At 61.9% G+C, this 14,332-nt stretch carries 14 protein-coding genes; 7 read left to right on the top strand and 7 right to left on the bottom strand.

The window, feature by feature from the left end:
* Positions 1–121: 121 nt before the first annotated feature.
* The 3 genes from AC2YI2_RS12025 to eno form a co-directional block, all read right to left on the bottom strand.
* Positions 122–430, bottom strand: coding sequence for an FtsB family cell division protein (locus tag AC2YI2_RS12025; RefSeq protein WP_487386705.1), 309 nt, complete (start codon positions 428–430; stop codon positions 122–124).
* Between the two features lie 127 nt (positions 431–557).
* Entirely contained in the window at positions 558–1,373 is an 816-nt protein-coding gene (locus AC2YI2_RS12020; RefSeq protein WP_487386704.1) for a 2-keto-4-pentenoate hydratase, read from the bottom strand.
* A 120-nt stretch (positions 1,374–1,493) separates the two neighbouring features.
* On the bottom strand, positions 1,494–2,768 hold the full coding sequence (gene eno, locus AC2YI2_RS12015) for a phosphopyruvate hydratase (protein WP_487386703.1): 1,275 nt from the start codon (positions 2,766–2,768) through the stop codon (positions 1,494–1,496).
* Between the two features lie 257 nt (positions 2,769–3,025).
* Between eno and AC2YI2_RS12010 the strand changes: the two genes are divergently transcribed.
* Positions 3,026–4,843: a methyl-accepting chemotaxis protein gene (locus AC2YI2_RS12010; protein ID WP_487386702.1), complete on the top strand. Its 1,818-nt coding sequence runs from the start codon at positions 3,026–3,028 to the stop codon at positions 4,841–4,843.
* Between the two features lie 13 nt (positions 4,844–4,856).
* Here the strand turns inward: AC2YI2_RS12010 and kdsA are convergent, their stop codons facing one another.
* The 3 genes from kdsA to AC2YI2_RS11995 form a co-directional block, all read right to left on the bottom strand.
* Positions 4,857–5,702 (bottom strand): 3-deoxy-8-phosphooctulonate synthase, encoded by an 846-nt coding sequence (gene kdsA / locus AC2YI2_RS12005; protein ID WP_487386701.1) that lies wholly within the window; start codon positions 5,700–5,702, stop codon positions 4,857–4,859.
* A gap of 5 nt (positions 5,703–5,707) precedes the next feature.
* Positions 5,708–6,583: a VOC family protein gene (locus tag AC2YI2_RS12000; RefSeq protein WP_487386700.1), complete on the bottom strand. Its 876-nt coding sequence runs from the start codon at positions 6,581–6,583 to the stop codon at positions 5,708–5,710.
* A gap of 177 nt (positions 6,584–6,760) precedes the next feature.
* The gene (locus AC2YI2_RS11995) at positions 6,761–8,536 is read right to left on the bottom strand and encodes an adenylate/guanylate cyclase domain-containing protein (protein ID WP_487386699.1); all 1,776 of its coding nucleotides are present in this window, start codon (positions 8,534–8,536) and stop codon (positions 6,761–6,763) included.
* 367 nt (positions 8,537–8,903) lie between these two features.
* Here AC2YI2_RS11995 and AC2YI2_RS11990 point away from each other — a divergent pair, with 367 nt between their 5' ends.
* From AC2YI2_RS11990 to AC2YI2_RS11965, 6 genes are all read left to right on the top strand, one after another.
* On the top strand, positions 8,904–9,941 hold the full coding sequence (locus tag AC2YI2_RS11990; RefSeq protein WP_487386698.1) for a cysteine synthase A: 1,038 nt from the start codon (positions 8,904–8,906) through the stop codon (positions 9,939–9,941).
* A 4-nt stretch (positions 9,942–9,945) separates the two neighbouring features.
* The gene (locus AC2YI2_RS11985; RefSeq protein ID WP_487386697.1) at positions 9,946–10,677 is read left to right on the top strand and encodes an alanyl-tRNA editing protein; all 732 of its coding nucleotides are present in this window, start codon (positions 9,946–9,948) and stop codon (positions 10,675–10,677) included.
* Positions 10,678–10,706: 29 nt separating this feature from the next.
* On the top strand, positions 10,707–11,561 hold the full coding sequence (sseA, locus tag AC2YI2_RS11980; RefSeq protein WP_487386696.1) for a 3-mercaptopyruvate sulfurtransferase: 855 nt from the start codon (positions 10,707–10,709) through the stop codon (positions 11,559–11,561).
* 6 nt (positions 11,562–11,567) lie between these two features.
* The gene (locus tag AC2YI2_RS11975) at positions 11,568–12,131 is read left to right on the top strand and encodes a GNAT family N-acetyltransferase (RefSeq protein ID WP_487386695.1); all 564 of its coding nucleotides are present in this window, start codon (positions 11,568–11,570) and stop codon (positions 12,129–12,131) included.
* Between the two features lie 8 nt (positions 12,132–12,139).
* A complete protein-coding gene (locus tag AC2YI2_RS11970) occupies positions 12,140–12,565 on the top strand; it encodes a hypothetical protein (RefSeq protein WP_487386694.1) in 426 nt (141 codons plus the stop codon).
* Positions 12,566–12,639: 74 nt separating this feature from the next.
* Complete coding sequence (locus tag AC2YI2_RS11965; RefSeq protein WP_487386693.1) at positions 12,640–13,110, top strand: DUF1203 domain-containing protein; 471 nt, start codon at positions 12,640–12,642, stop codon at positions 13,108–13,110.
* A gap of 58 nt (positions 13,111–13,168) precedes the next feature.
* Here the strand turns inward: AC2YI2_RS11965 and ald are convergent, their stop codons facing one another.
* The gene (gene ald / locus AC2YI2_RS11960; protein WP_487386692.1) at positions 13,169–14,284 is read right to left on the bottom strand and encodes an alanine dehydrogenase; all 1,116 of its coding nucleotides are present in this window, start codon (positions 14,282–14,284) and stop codon (positions 13,169–13,171) included.
* Positions 14,285–14,332: the final 48 nt, after the last annotated feature.

Genomic DNA, 14,332 nt, shown 5'->3' with positions numbered 1-14,332 from the left:
CACGCATGCCAATTAAGTCACTGAAATGTCATAAAAAATCGACTATTAACTTCAATTAAGTTAATTTGCATTGCGACGCAATATGACCCGCATTGCGCCGCACACAAGCCATTTCAAAGGCTTATTTGAAAATGACGATTTCATCGACGCGCGAAACGTTCAGCGCATAGCGCGCCTTCTCGTCGAGAATGTCCTTTTCCAGCGAGCCGTCGCTCATCAGCGCGACTTCGCGCTCGAGCTCCTTGCGCTGTTCCACAAGCTCTTCAAGCTCGGCCAGGCGCTCGAGTCGGCGCTGTTCGAAGCCCTTGGCGGCTTCGAGACCCAGGTCGCCATTGACGACGTGATAGCCGAAATAGGAAAGGAAACACGCCGCCAGGACCGGGGTCACTAGACGTCCGAGATGGCGCTTCTTATGCTGCTTGGTCCACATGCTAGGCCTTGTACGCAATACCGATACTGACGGAATCACAATGAATCAAAATGCTTAACCAGTAATTGACTCTTTGGAGTCCGATGGAAATCGAGTCGCGGTAGCCAGCAAAATGCGTGCAGCGCCATCATTTCATCGTGACGGAGATGCCATTTAGGTCGATTCCCTTAACGATTGTCGACCAGGTATCCCCTGCCCCAATCGGCATTGCGGCCGTCAGCGTCCCGGTCGTGATGATCTCGCCGGCGGCGATCGGCGGGCCATCGGTATCGACCTTGAGGAGGTCATTGAGATGCTTGAGCGCGGATAGCGGTCCATCGAGCACATCGCTCGAATGCCCGCGCGATGCTAGCTCGCCATTACGGTAGAGTTCGACCTCGAAATCACCAATTGCGCGAAACCACGCATCCCTCTGCTCCAGCACCTCATGGCGCGGGCCGATGAGATAGGCGCCATGCAGCGCATAGGCGGCAACCGTGTCCGCGGCAGTGAACTTCCACTTCGGGAATATCGACTGTACGAGCTCGAAGCCATGCGCGACCCAGTCGATGCAGTCGAGAAGCTCGCGCTCGGTCATGCCCGGCTTCGGCGCAGCCATGAAGTGGAACGCAAGCTCGGGCTCGATTCGAGGCTCCGCCAAATGCGCGACTGAAAAGCCGTCTGCCAGGTCGGAGAGTTCAAACAACGTGCCGTCGTACATCGGGCCCCAGATCGGGGCAAACACTTGGTATTCCTCCCAGATCGTCCGGTTGGTAAAGCCGATCTTGCGTCCGATTGGCCGTTCGCCGCGGCCCTCACGCAGGCGGCGAACCCGCCGCAATACGCGATAGGCATCGTCGAGACTGAGGCCATCACCGCGGGATGAGAACGGAGTCGTCTGCCGGCCCGTGCCGAGAAGAGCAAAGGCTTCCTCGGCGATCGCTTCGACTGCAGCTTCCGACATCGTCCTGGCCTCCCGCCCAATAGCCGGATCAGAGCACATTCCCGGCGACGATGTCGACTACAGAATGGAGAAGGGCCGCGCGACGAACGCACGGCCCCTTTTCAGTACTTGTCGTTCTGATCAAGCCTTGAGGATGGCGCGGCCGTTGTAGCGGGCAGCCGAGCCGAGCTCCTGCTCGATGCGGATCAGCTGGTTGTACTTCGCGGTACGGTCGGAGCGCGCCAGCGAGCCGGTCTTGATCTGGCCGCAGTTGGTGGCGACCGCGAGGTCGGCGATGGTCGAATCCTCGGTCTCGCCGGAGCGGTGCGACATAACGGCGGTGTAGCCGGCCTTGTGCGCAGTCTCGACTGCTTCCAGCGTCTCGGTCAACGAGCCGATCTGGTTGACCTTGACGAGGATCGAGTTGGCGACACCCATCTTGATGCCGTCGGTCAGACGCTTGGTCTGCGTGACGAACAGGTCGTCGCCGACGAGCTGGACCTTCTTGCCGCAGAGATCGGTCAGCGTCTTCCAGCCTTCCCAATCGTCCTCGGCCATGCCGTCTTCGATCGAGGCGATCGGATACCTGGCTGCGAGGTCTGCGAGATATTGGGCCATCTCGCCCGGCTCGCGAACCTTGCCCTCGCCTTCCATGTTGTACTTGCCGTCCTTGAAGAATTCCGTCGAGGCGCAATCTAGGCCGAGGAAGACGTCCTCGCCCGGACGGTAGCCGGCCTTCTCGATCGACTTCATGATGAAATCGAGCGCATCCGGCGCGCTGGCGAGATTCGGCGCGAAGCCACCCTCATCGCCGACATTGGTGTTGTGGCCGCCGGCATGCAGTTCCTTCTTCAGCGTGTGGAAGATTTCAGAACCGATGCGGACTGCATCGCGCAGCGTCTCGGCGCCGACGGGCAGAATCATGAATTCCTGGAAGTCGATCGGATTGTCGGCATGGGCGCCGCCATTGATGATGTTCATCATCGGCACCGGCAGTGTGTGGGCATTGACGCCGCCGACATAGCGATAGAGTTGCAGGCCTGAGGCCAGTGCTGCAGCCTTGGCGACGGCGAGAGAGACGCCGAGAATGGCATTGGCGCCGAGGCGGCCCTTGTTCGAGGTGCCGTCGAGCTCGATCATCGCGGCGTCGATATCGCGCTGGTTCTCGGCTTCCATTCCGGAGATCGCCTCGAAGATCTCGCCGTTGACGGCCTCGACCGCCTTCTCGACCCCCTTGCCGAGATAGCGCTTGCCGCCGTCGCGCAGTTCGACCGCCTCGTGCGCACCCGTGGAGGCGCCCGACGGCACAGCCGCACGGCCAAGGCTGCCGTCTTCCAGGAGCACATCGACTTCCACCGTGGGGTTGCCGCGGCTGTCGAGGATTTCCCGGCCCAGAATGTCGATGATAGCGGTCATGAACGTGTCCTTTGGGATTGGCGAAGTTGTGGTGAAACTCGCGACTCCATTAGCGGAGATTTGCAAAATTACAATGGCGGGCCGGAAATTCCCTTGGAGGTTGCATCGAAAGCTTCAGCCAAGGAAGTAAGGGCATCCTTACCCGTGAACAGGCCTATTAAGATAAAATATGACAATTCATTAGGGTCGGCCGTTTTGGCCGGAGATAGCCCTTCATTGTGGATGGATGCGGCGGTGCCGCGCTCCGGGGGTCAATGATGAAATTTACCATTGCAAGAAATCTCGCCGCGGTCGGCATCGCCGTGTCCGTGGGCATGTTCGCGTCGTTCGGACTCCAGCATGCGGCGCTGGAGCGGCTCAAGGTCAACGGCCCGATCTACGAGCAGATCGTCTACGGCAAGGACCTGATCGCCGATATCCTGCCGCCGCCGCTCTTTGTGGTCGAATCCTACATGCTGTCGCATGAGGCCAACGACTTCCCAGACCTGATCGACGCCAATCTCGCAAAGATAGCGACACTGAAGGCAGCCTACGAGGATCGTCGCGCCTACTGGCTGACCACCCGCCTGCCGCAGCCGCTCAAGGACGAACTCAACAACGCGGTGCTCGCCAAGGGAGACGTCTTTTGGAGCGTCATGGAAAATGACGTCATCCCGACGCTCAACACCAAGAAGGCGGGTGCTGCGACTGAGTCGATCGTAAAGCTCAAAACAGCTTTCCACGAGCACCAGGATGCGGTCGAAAAGCTGGTCGCGAACTCAGACGCCTTCCTCAAGGGCGAGGAACGCAACGCCGCCGCGGAAATTGGCACCTGGACGACAGCGGCCGCCGCCGCGGCGCTCGCATCCTTCCTGCTGCTGCTGGCGGGCCTTTACTTCTTCCGCCGCCGCGCCGTGCTGCCGATCGACGGCATGAAGCGCTATATGAGCGGCCTCGCCAACGGCGATTTCTCGCAAGATGTGCCCTATGCCGAGCGCAGCGACGAGATCGGCCAGATGGCACGGGCCGTCGTCGTCTTCCGCACCAATTCGCTTGAACGCCGCGAAGGCCAACGCCGCGAAGTCGAAGCCAAGGAGGCCGAGGTCATCAGAGAGCGCCGGCTGGCCTCCGAGCGTGCTGCCGAGGAAGCCGAGCGCGGCGATGTCATTGGCTCCCTCACGCGGGCACTGGACGAGCTCTCGCGCGGCAATCTCGGCTTCCGGATCGACAGCCACTTTTCCTCAGCCTACGAACAGCTGCGCACGACCTTCAACTCCAGCGTCGATACCCTCGCCCGCTCGATCGACGCGGTATCGGACGCGACCGGCACGCTCCGCCACTCGTCCTCCGACATTTCCGAGGCAATGGACGCGCTTTCCCAGCGCACCGAACAGCAGGCTGCGACGATCGAGGAAACCTCGGCCGCACTGACCGAGATCACCGCCGCCGTCGGCAACTCCTCATCCCAGTCGGCCGAAGCAAGCCGCATGATGTCCGAGACCAGCCGCGCCGCCGCGCAATGCGCCGGCCTGATGCGCGATGCGATCGGTGCCATGCAGCGGATCGAGGGCTCGTCCGGCCAGATCGGCTCGATCATCAATGTGATCGACGAGATCGCCTTCCAGACCAACCTGCTCGCGCTCAACGCCGGCGTCGAGGCGGCACGCGCCGGCGAGGCCGGCAAGGGCTTTGCCGTCGTAGCCCAGGAAGTGCGCGAACTCGCCTCCCGCTCGGCCAAAGCCGCCAAGGAGATCAAGGCACTGATTTCGGCGTCCTCGGAACAGGTCGGCGCCGGCGTCTCGCTCGTCAACCGCACCGGTGATGCGCTGACCGACATCGAGGCCAAAGTCCAGCGTGTCGGCGAGCTGATCGACGCGGTCGTCACCTCATCCAGCGAGCAGTCTTCGGCGATCGGTGAGATCAACAGCTCTGTCCATGCGATGGACGAGGTGATCCAGCGCGATTCCGCCATGGCAGCGGAAACGAACTCGGCCTGTAAGGGTCTGAACGAACAGGTTCAGGCGCTGGAGGAGATTGTCTCGCGGTTCACGGTGACCGCCACCCGTTCGAGCGGCGCGATCACGCGCGCCGCCTGAAGCGTACAGACTATCACGCCGCCTTGGCGATAGAATCGAGCGCCAGCAACCTTTCGAGCAGCCGTGGCATGTCCTCGAGTCGAACCATGTTCGGCCCATCGGACGGCGCATTATCAGGATCCTGATGCGTCTCCATGAAGACGCCGGCGACGCCGACCGCAACGGCTGCCCGCGCCAGCACCGGCACCATGGTCCGGTCACCGCCGGTCGAGGCGCCCTGCCCGCCCGGCTGCTGCACCGAATGGGTCGCATCGAAGATGACAGGCGCACCCATCGCCGCCATGATCGGCAGCGAACGCATGTCGGAGACCAGCGTGTTGTAGCCGAAGGAGGCACCGCGTTCACAGAGCAGAATGTTCGGATTGCCGCTGTCATTGAGCTTGGCCAGAACGTTCTTCATGTCCCAGGGTGCGAGAAACTGACCTTTCTTGACATTGACGACACGGCCGGTCTTCGCCGCAGCCACCAGCAGGTCGGTCTGGCGCGACAGGAAGGCCGGGATCTGCAGGATGTCGACGACCGGGGCAACCTCGGCGCACTGCTCCTCGGTGTGGATGTCGGTCAGGACCGGAAAGCCGAATTCCTTCTTGAGGTCGGCGAAGACTTCGAGCGACTTTTCAAGCCCGATGCCGCGCTTTCCCGAGAGCGACGTCCGGTTCGCCTTGTCGAAAGACGACTTGTAGACCAGGCCGAGCCCGAGCTTGTCGCAGATCTCGACGAGCTTGCCCGCCATCATGAAGCTGTGTTCGCGGGTCTCCATCTGGCAGGGGCCGGCTATCATGGTCAGCTTGCCGGAATTCGAAAAATTCACCTGCCGGGGACCCTCGCCCACCGTGACGACTGCATTGGTCTTCGACATCGTTCTCACTCCGAAAATGCGAAAAGTGTGCCCTGCCCGGGCTCGCGCGGCACGAGGACCATGCCGGCCGATCTCAAGTGCCTGACGCCGTTGGCGACGAGCAGGCGTTCCGTCACGGCAAGGTCGTGCACCCTGAAGACGATAGCCTCGCCGCGCAGTCCGCGCTCGGACGAGCGCGGGACGCCGTAGTCATTCTGAAGGGTTGCGGGATCGATGACCTCGAGCGCGACGTTGGCCGTCGAGAGGCCGAGCCGTCCTTTGCCTTCGCCGGCAACCTCACCACTGGTCACCGCCCGGAGATAGCCGGCAAAGGCAGCAGGTTCGCTCTCCGAAAGGACGACCTTCGCGATGCCCGTCACGCCATTTTCATGCCGTTCCAGCGCCGAACGATCTGCCGGCGGCATGTTCACCCGCTCGCAAGTGAATGCGAAGAAGTCCGGCGCGCGCAGATCGGCGGCAAAGGACAGTTTGAACGATGGCTCGATCTCGGTTCCGTCGGGAAATTTCATCACCCGCGAAAAGCTGAGCTGGTCACCGGCCGAAAGTCCCGCCGCACAGAACGCAGCATAGTCGGCATCCGCATCCGGCGTCCCCATCACGATCGCCGACAGACCTTCATCGCCATTGCGGAACCGGAAGGCCCAGTCGCGGGCGACGAACTGATTTCCCCGCCGCACCGCCGTTTCGACATCGTCACGACTCCCGACCGCGAGCGGCTCGAGATAGGTCTTGTCGGCCAGGAAGATGCAGGCATTTTCGGTGCCGAAGGGATGCCGCGCATCCGCTGCCACCGTGAAGCCGAGCCGCGTCAGCCGCGCGCGCGCCGTCTTGAGATCGGTCACGGGGATGACGAGATGGTCGAGCGGACGAGCTTGGGTCATTGCCGCCATTTGGCATGATTGGGGGTTGGGGACAAGTATGAGGGTGCCGGAGTTCAGGCGATTTCGTGCAAGCCACCGGCAACACGCCCTTCTGATTCAGAAACGAACCTGTGCCGTCGTGTGCCGGTCAGCTTGCCGATCATGAGGAACCGGGCCCAGCGGGCGCAGTGCCGGCATCTATTTTGCGGCGATACTGCTTTCCGCCGGCGCCGGACCGGGCGCTTCCGCCCGCAAAAGTCCTTCGCGGATGTGCTGCACGTCTGCCTCGCGGACATAGTGCAGCGTCGCGAGAAAGGCGTCGATGTCGAATGCGGGCGCGAGCGTTCGAACCTTCTTCATATGTGCGACACCGGCGGCACGGTCGCCGAGCCAGCCGTGGCAGGCCGCGACGAAAGCGTTTTGGACATCATCCAGCGCCGAAAGATGCCTGAAGGCCTTGATGGCCTCGTCGTATTGCCGCGCGGCGAAATAGGCTTTCCCCAGATGGCTCCAGAAGCGTTCTGGGTGATGCGGATTGAGACGCATGGCCTTGCTGATCCACTCGACGCCCTCTTCGGGCCTTCCGAGCCAGGTCAGCAGTTCACCCTGCTGCACCACGACGAGGTCGTAATTCGGGTTGAGTGAGAGCGCCCGCTCCTGATGATACTGTGCCTCGGTCAACTGATTGTTGTTCACCATCACGGCGGCGAGGATGCGGTGCACGTCGGCATCGTTGTCATCGAGCGCCAGCGCCTGCTCCAGTTCACTTGAAACCTGGATCCAGGCGGCATCCTTGTCTTCGCACCAGCCATGCACCCAGGCCTGACCGAGAATGCAGGCGCGCCAGGCATGGGCGTGGGCGTAACCAGGATCGAGCGCGATGGCCCTGCCGATGAGCGTCTGGGCCTGCATATTGTCCGCCGCGCTGCTCCGGTGATGCAGAACCTTCGCGGTCAGGGCACATTCATAGGCCGCCATGTTCGAGGGCTTCATCCGGGTGAGTTGGTCGCGCTGGGCCGCCTCGACGCGCCCGGGAAGCGTCGCCACGATCGACGCCGTCACCTCATCCTGAATTGCAAAGACATCATCGAACTTCCGGTCGTATTTGTTCGCCCAGATATGCGTATCGTTGGTCGCATCGATAAGCTGGACGGTGACGCGGATCCTGTCGCCGCTTTTCCGCACGCTGCCTTCGACGAGGTACTGGACGCCGAGCTTCTCAGCCACTTCCCGGACATTGATCGAGTGATCCTTGTAGACGAAGCTGGAATTCCGCGAGATCACGAAAAGCTCGTGGCGACGCGAAAGTTCGGTGATAATGTCCTCGGTCAAGCCGTCGACGAAGAATTCCTGCTCGGGGTCGCCGCTCATATTGTCGAACGGAAGCACCACGATCGACGGCTTGGACATGCTCCGCCGGCTGTCGTTCGCTTCTTTCGGCAGCGGCGGTAGGGCGGCGTCGTCGATGCCGATGCGATAGAGATGCACGGGACGGCTGATATTCTTCAGCGACTTCTCTCCGAGATCCTCTATCGAAACCTCGAGCCGGTCGGCGATCTGCGTGGCGACGGCGGCAGTGATGCAGATGCCGCCGACATCGGCAAGTTGTTCGACACGGGCCGCGATGTTGACGCCATCACCGAAAATGTCGTTGTCATCGAAGATGATATCGCCAACATTTATGCCAATCCTGAATTCGATCCGCCGATCCTGAGCAACGTCGGAATTGCGTCGCTTCATGCGCTGCTGGATCTCGACAGCGCATCGGACGGCGTCGCTGACACTTTGGAATTCGACCAGCATGCCATCGCCGGTCGTCTTGATGATCCGACCATCGTTCTTGGCGACCGCGGGGTCGATCAGCTCTATGCGATGGGCCCTCAGACGGGCAAGCGTACCCGCTTCGTCGGCTTCCATGAGCCGGCTGTAACCCGCCATATCGGCCGCCAGGACTGCGGCGAGTCTCTGTTTCATCGAGACACCAACAAATTCAGGGCATTCTGCCCAGTATACAACTGACCGCGCCATTCTAACGCAGCGCCGAACGATCTCCTACAAAAATTAGGCAAGCCTTATGAAAGCATCAGCCTGCAGAGCCACCGGTTGACGATCTTGGCGTGATCAATTCATCGTGGCTGACACCTCGGGATCAAGATGGGTCCGGCGACAGGATGCCACTTGCCGCCATGCCTGGCCATTGGGCGCGAACGCGGCGCTTCCGAGTCTTGAACGCTTTTTCCCCCTCCTGCTCGTGTGACGACAACATATTTCTTGCGCCACCACCCTTGCCCATGAAATAGCCGACACATATTTTCGCTTCACACACAACGGATTGCTCCCCATGTCGGCGTATGACAACGTCCTTGAAGCCATTGGCAACACACCGCTCATCAAGCTGAGAAAAGCATCCGAACTGACCGGCTGCACGATCTATGGCAAGGCGGAATTCCTCAATCCCGGCCAGTCGGTGAAGGACCGCGCCGCGCTCTACATCATCCGCGATGCGGAAAAGCGCGGCGTGCTGAAGCCCGGTGGCGTCATTGTCGAGGGCACGGCCGGCAATACCGGCATCGGATTGGCCATGGTCGCCAAGGCGCTCGGCTATCGCACGGTCATCGTCATTCCCGAGACCCAGAGCCAGGAGAAGAAGGACGCGCTGCGACTGCTCGGCGCCGAACTCGTCGAAGTCCCGGCCGTCCCTTACAAGAATCCCAACAACTACGTGAAGCTCTCGGGCCGTCTCGCCGACGAGCTCGCCAAAACCGAGCCGAACGGCGCTGTCTGGGCCAACCAGTTCGACAATGTCATCAACCGCCAGGCCCATATCGAAACCACGGCGCCCGAAATCTGGTCGGATACCAATGGCGAGATTGACGGCTTCATCTGCGCTGTTGGCTCCGGCGGCACGCTGGCCGGCGTCGCAGCGGGCCTCAAGGGCTTCAATGCCGATATCAAGATCGGCCTCGCCGACCCGGAGGGCGCAGCGCTGCACGAATACTACACGACGGGCGAATTCAAGGCGCCCGGCTCCTCGATAACAGAGGGCATCGGCCAGGGCCGCATTACCGCCAATCTTGAAGGGTTCAAGCCGGACTATTCCTACCGCATTCCGGATTCCGAGGCCGTCCAACTGGTCTTCGATCTGATCGAAGAGGAAGGCATGTGTCTCGGTGGCTCCTCGGGCATAAATATTGCCGGCGCCATCCGCCTTGCAAAGGATCTCGGGCCGGGCCATACCATCGTCACCGTGCTCTGCGACTACGGCAATCGCTACCAGTCCAAGTTGTTCAATCCGGAATTCCTCGCCTCCAAGGGCCTGCCGATCCCCGCATGGATGGCTGCCAAGTCCTCGATCACCCCACCTTACGAGCCAGTCTGACGCCATGCCGACATTGCCGCTCTACCGTGACGACTTCTACCTCTCGACGGCGGAAGGCATCGTCACAGCGGTGCGAGCGGATGGCGCGATCGAACTCGACCAGACATGCTTCTATGCCACGTCGGGCGGCCAGCCCGGCGATACCGGCTTCCTCGAGCGCGCCGACGGCTCGAAGATAGAACTCGGCATCACCGTCAATGGCGAGGACAAGAGCGTCGTCCTGCACACGCCGCTCGAAGGACAGCCGTTACCCGAAGTCGGCGAAAAGCTGGTGCTGCATGTCGATTGGGCGAGGCGCTACAAGCTGATGCGGATGCATACGGCCTGCCACATCCTCTCCGTCGTCTGTCAGTTTCCGATTACCGGTGCCGCCGTCGGCGAGGACGAGAGCCGCGTCGATTTCGACATGGCCGAAACGATCGACAAGGACGCGGTCACGGCCAGGATGATGGAGATCGTCAACGCCAATCACCCCGTCTATGTGCAGTGGATCACCGATGCGGACCTCGCGGCCAATCCGGGCATTGTGAAGTCCAAGAATGTTCGTCCACCGGCCGGGATGGGCCGCGTCAGTCTTGTCTGCATCGGCGAGAATGCGTCCGTGGACAGCCAGCCCTGCGGTGGTACGCATGTTTCCGAGACGCAGGAGGTCGGCGCCATCCATATTGCTAAGATCGAGAAGAAAGGTAAGGAAAACAGGCGCTTCCGGATAAAGTTTGGCAAGCCTGAAGCCTAACCTTCCCTAACGTCACCTGGAGGAGACACATGTCTGAGGACACAAGCCGTTTCGTCGTTTCCGCCGACTGGGTGGAGAAGAACCTCGGCGCGCCCGGATTCCGCGTGGTCGATGCCTCCTGGTACCTGCCGGCGCAGAACCGCAATGCCGCCGAGGAATATGCCGCGGGCCACATTCCGGGCGCCATCTTCTTCGACCAGGACGTGATCGCCGATCATTCGAGCGGGCTGCCCCATACGATCCCCTCGGCCGAGGTCTTCGCCGACGCGGCCGGCAGGTTCGGCATTTCGGAGAAGGACACCATAGTCGTCTACGACGGTCCCGGATTCTTCGCGGCGCCCCGCGGGTGGTGGCTCTTCCGTCTGTTCGGCGCTGACAAAGTCTATGTCCTCGACGGCGGCCTGGACGGCTGGAAGCGCGACGGCCGTCCCTTGACCTCCGAGCTCTCCGAACCGGCACCAGCCGTCTTCAATGCCCGGCTCGACTCCTCCAGGGTCACAACACTCGATGCCATGAAATCCCTTGTCGCCGAGGGCAAGGTCCAGATCGCCGACGCCCGCGGCCCCGGCCGTTTCCTGGGCACCGAGCCCGAACCGCGCGCCGGTGTCCGCTCGGGTCATATGCCGGGCGCAAAAAGCTTGCCCGCGACGACGCTCTCCGAAAACGGCCGCTTCAAGTCGCTGCCCGATCTCCGCAAGACGATCGAAGAAGCCGGCATCGATCTCTCCAGGCCCGTCGTCACCTCCTGCGGCTCGGGCATCACGGCGGCAATCATCACCCTTTCCCTCGCCTCCCTTGGCCATACAGACAACACGCTCTATGATGGCTCATGGACCGAATGGGGCGGCAGAAGCGACACCCCCGTTGTGTCAGGCAAGGATTGATCGTTAATGTCGACTGCTAGCAAGAAGCCGCGGGCGCTCAAGGCGCATATCACGCGGCTGGAGATGACTTCACCGCCACGCCAGAGCCTGACATTGCCGGTCAATATCGCGACTGCCGTGATGCGCGTGCCGGAAATCCCGCTCTCGTACTATCGCTATCTCTACGACCAGGTGGGCCGCCGCTGGCACTGGGTCGATCGACTCAGAATGTCCGACGACAAGCTGCGCGCGATCCTGCACGACCGGCGGACCGAGATCGCCGTGCTCTATGTCAATGGAGCGCCTGCCGGTTTCCACGAGTTCTTCCGCCATGAGGAAGAGGTCGAGTTCTGTCATTTCGGCCTGATGGAACATGCGCTCGGCCTCGGCGTCGGCAAATGGTTCCTGCTGCAGGCGCTCTATGCCGCCTGGGCGCACGAGCCGCAGAAGGTCGTGGTCACCACCAACACGCTCGATCATCCCCGCGCGCTGCAGCTCTACCAGATGTTCGGCTTCTCGCCGGTCTCCACCGCCGATGCGCTCGTCCGGCCGCTGAGCGATGACGAGATCCTCAAAGTCTTCAGGGGCTGACCGAGGGCATGGCAGAGAAGAACCGCGCTCTGGAACGCCTCACGCGCAGGGGTGCCTGGCAATATGCGCTGGTGATCGCGGCGGTCGTTTATCTTTTCTTGTGGGACCCACTGCGCAACTGGTGGGTCTACGAGACGACCACGGTCGAAGTGACAGCCGTCCAGTCTCTCTGCGCCGCCTTCGCGACCGATCACGCGGTCCCGCTCCATATCGACCAGTGCGACCGACTGAGGGAGAAGATGGCGGGCAAGCCTGATATCGAGGTCAAGACGCAGACCTTCGTCACCTTCACCTATCACTCACCGGCCGACCAGAGCGCGCATTCGGCCTCGATCGTCCGCGAATTCGACGATGCCGGCAAGCCCATCGATATCGGCAGCCGCATCAAGGTTCAGCTTTCGCGCAAAGACCCGAAGGTTTTCCGCATTCCCTGACCACCCATGAATCGGGTGGATCGAAGCCCCGCATCGGACCAGACAAGGCGCATCATCCAATCGGGAGACACGCCATGACCATCCGTTTCGAAGCCATGCCCACCGCCGATGCCGAAGCGCTCTGGAATGGCGGCAAGGATGCCTATGGTTTCCCCGCCGAGACCCGCACTTCCGACGGCCCCGGTCATCCCTGCCGCCACTGCCTCGGCAATATCGACGCGGGCGAAACCGTTCTCGTGCTGGCCTACCGCCCCTTCCCCGATCTTCAGCCCTATGCCGAGACGGGTCCGGTCTTCCTCCATGGCAGACCCTGCCGCCGCTACGAAGCCGAGGAAATCCAGCCGCCCGTGCTGGAAACCAGCCGCGACTATATCCTGCGCGGTTACAGCCATGATCACCGCATCGTCTACGGCACCGGCGCCGTGACGCTCAAGGAAGACGTTCGCACCTATGCCGCGGACCTCCTCGCCCGCGACGAGATCGCCTATGTCCATGTCCGGTCGGCGCGCAACAATTGCTACCAGTGCCGGATTTCGGCGGCTTGAAATACAAAAGGCCGATGGATCGCTCCACCGGCCTTTGCATATTCCGAAATCACTACCCTCAGGCGGCGAGCGCCACTTCCGGCTCGAACATCTGCAGGCCGAGCGCTTCGGCAACCGGGCGGTTGGTGATCTTGCCCTTGTGGACGTTGAGGCCGTTGCGCAGGTGCTTGTCGGCCAGGATCGCCTGGATACCCTTGTCGGCCAGCGCCAGGCCATGGCTGATTGTGGCGTTGTTCAGCGCATGCGCCGAGGTCACCGGCACGGCGCCCGGCATGTTGGCGACGCAATAGTGGATGATGCCGTCGACTTCATAGGTCGGGTCGGAATGGGTCGTGGCATGCGAGGTCTCGAAGCAACCACCCTGGTCGATCGCTACATCGACGATGACAGCACCCTTCTTCATGCCACCCAGCATCGCCTTGGTGACGAGCTTCGGCGCAGCGGCACCCGGGATCAACACGGCGCCGACAACGACGTCGGCCGAGAACACTTCGTTCTCCAGCGCATCGATCGACGAGAAACGCGTGTGGATGCGGCCCTGGAAGATATCATCGAGCTGGCGTAGCCGCGGCAGCGAGCGGTCGAGGATGGTAACGTCGGCGCCGAGACCGACGGCCATGCGCGCGGCATGCAGGCCGACCACACCACCGCCGATGACGGTGACCTTGCCCGGCAGCACGCCCGGAACGCCACCGAGCAGCACGCCGCGGCCGCCATAGGCCTTTTGCAACGCCGTGGCACCGGCCTGGATCGACAGACGGCCGGCGACTTCCGACATCGGCGCGAGCAGCGGCAGGCCGCCACGCTCGTCGGTCACGGTCTCATAGGCAACGGCGGTGACGCCCGAGGCGATCAGGCCCTTGGTCTGCTCCGCATCCGGAGCCAGGTGGAGGTAGGTATAGAGGATCTGGCCCTCGCGCAGCTGCACCCATTCGGATGGCTGCGGTTCCTTGACCTTCACGATCATGTCGGAATTCTGGAAGACTTCGCCAGCCGTGTCGGCGATCTTCGCGCCAGCGGCGACATAGTCGGCGTCAGAGGCGCCGATGCCGGCACCGGCATTGGTCTCGACCAGCACGGAATGGCCGTGGGCGACATATTCGCGAACCGAAGCAGGCGTCAGGCCGACGCGATATTCGTGGTTCTTGATTTCTTTCGGGCAACCGACGCGCATTGAAAAATTCCCCATTCTTTGGCCCGATCTTCGACGGTCGGGCAGGTT

The organism is Rhizobium sp. SRI_017 (assembly GCF_057586295.1).
This window is presented reverse-complemented; position numbering and strand designations above follow the sequence as displayed.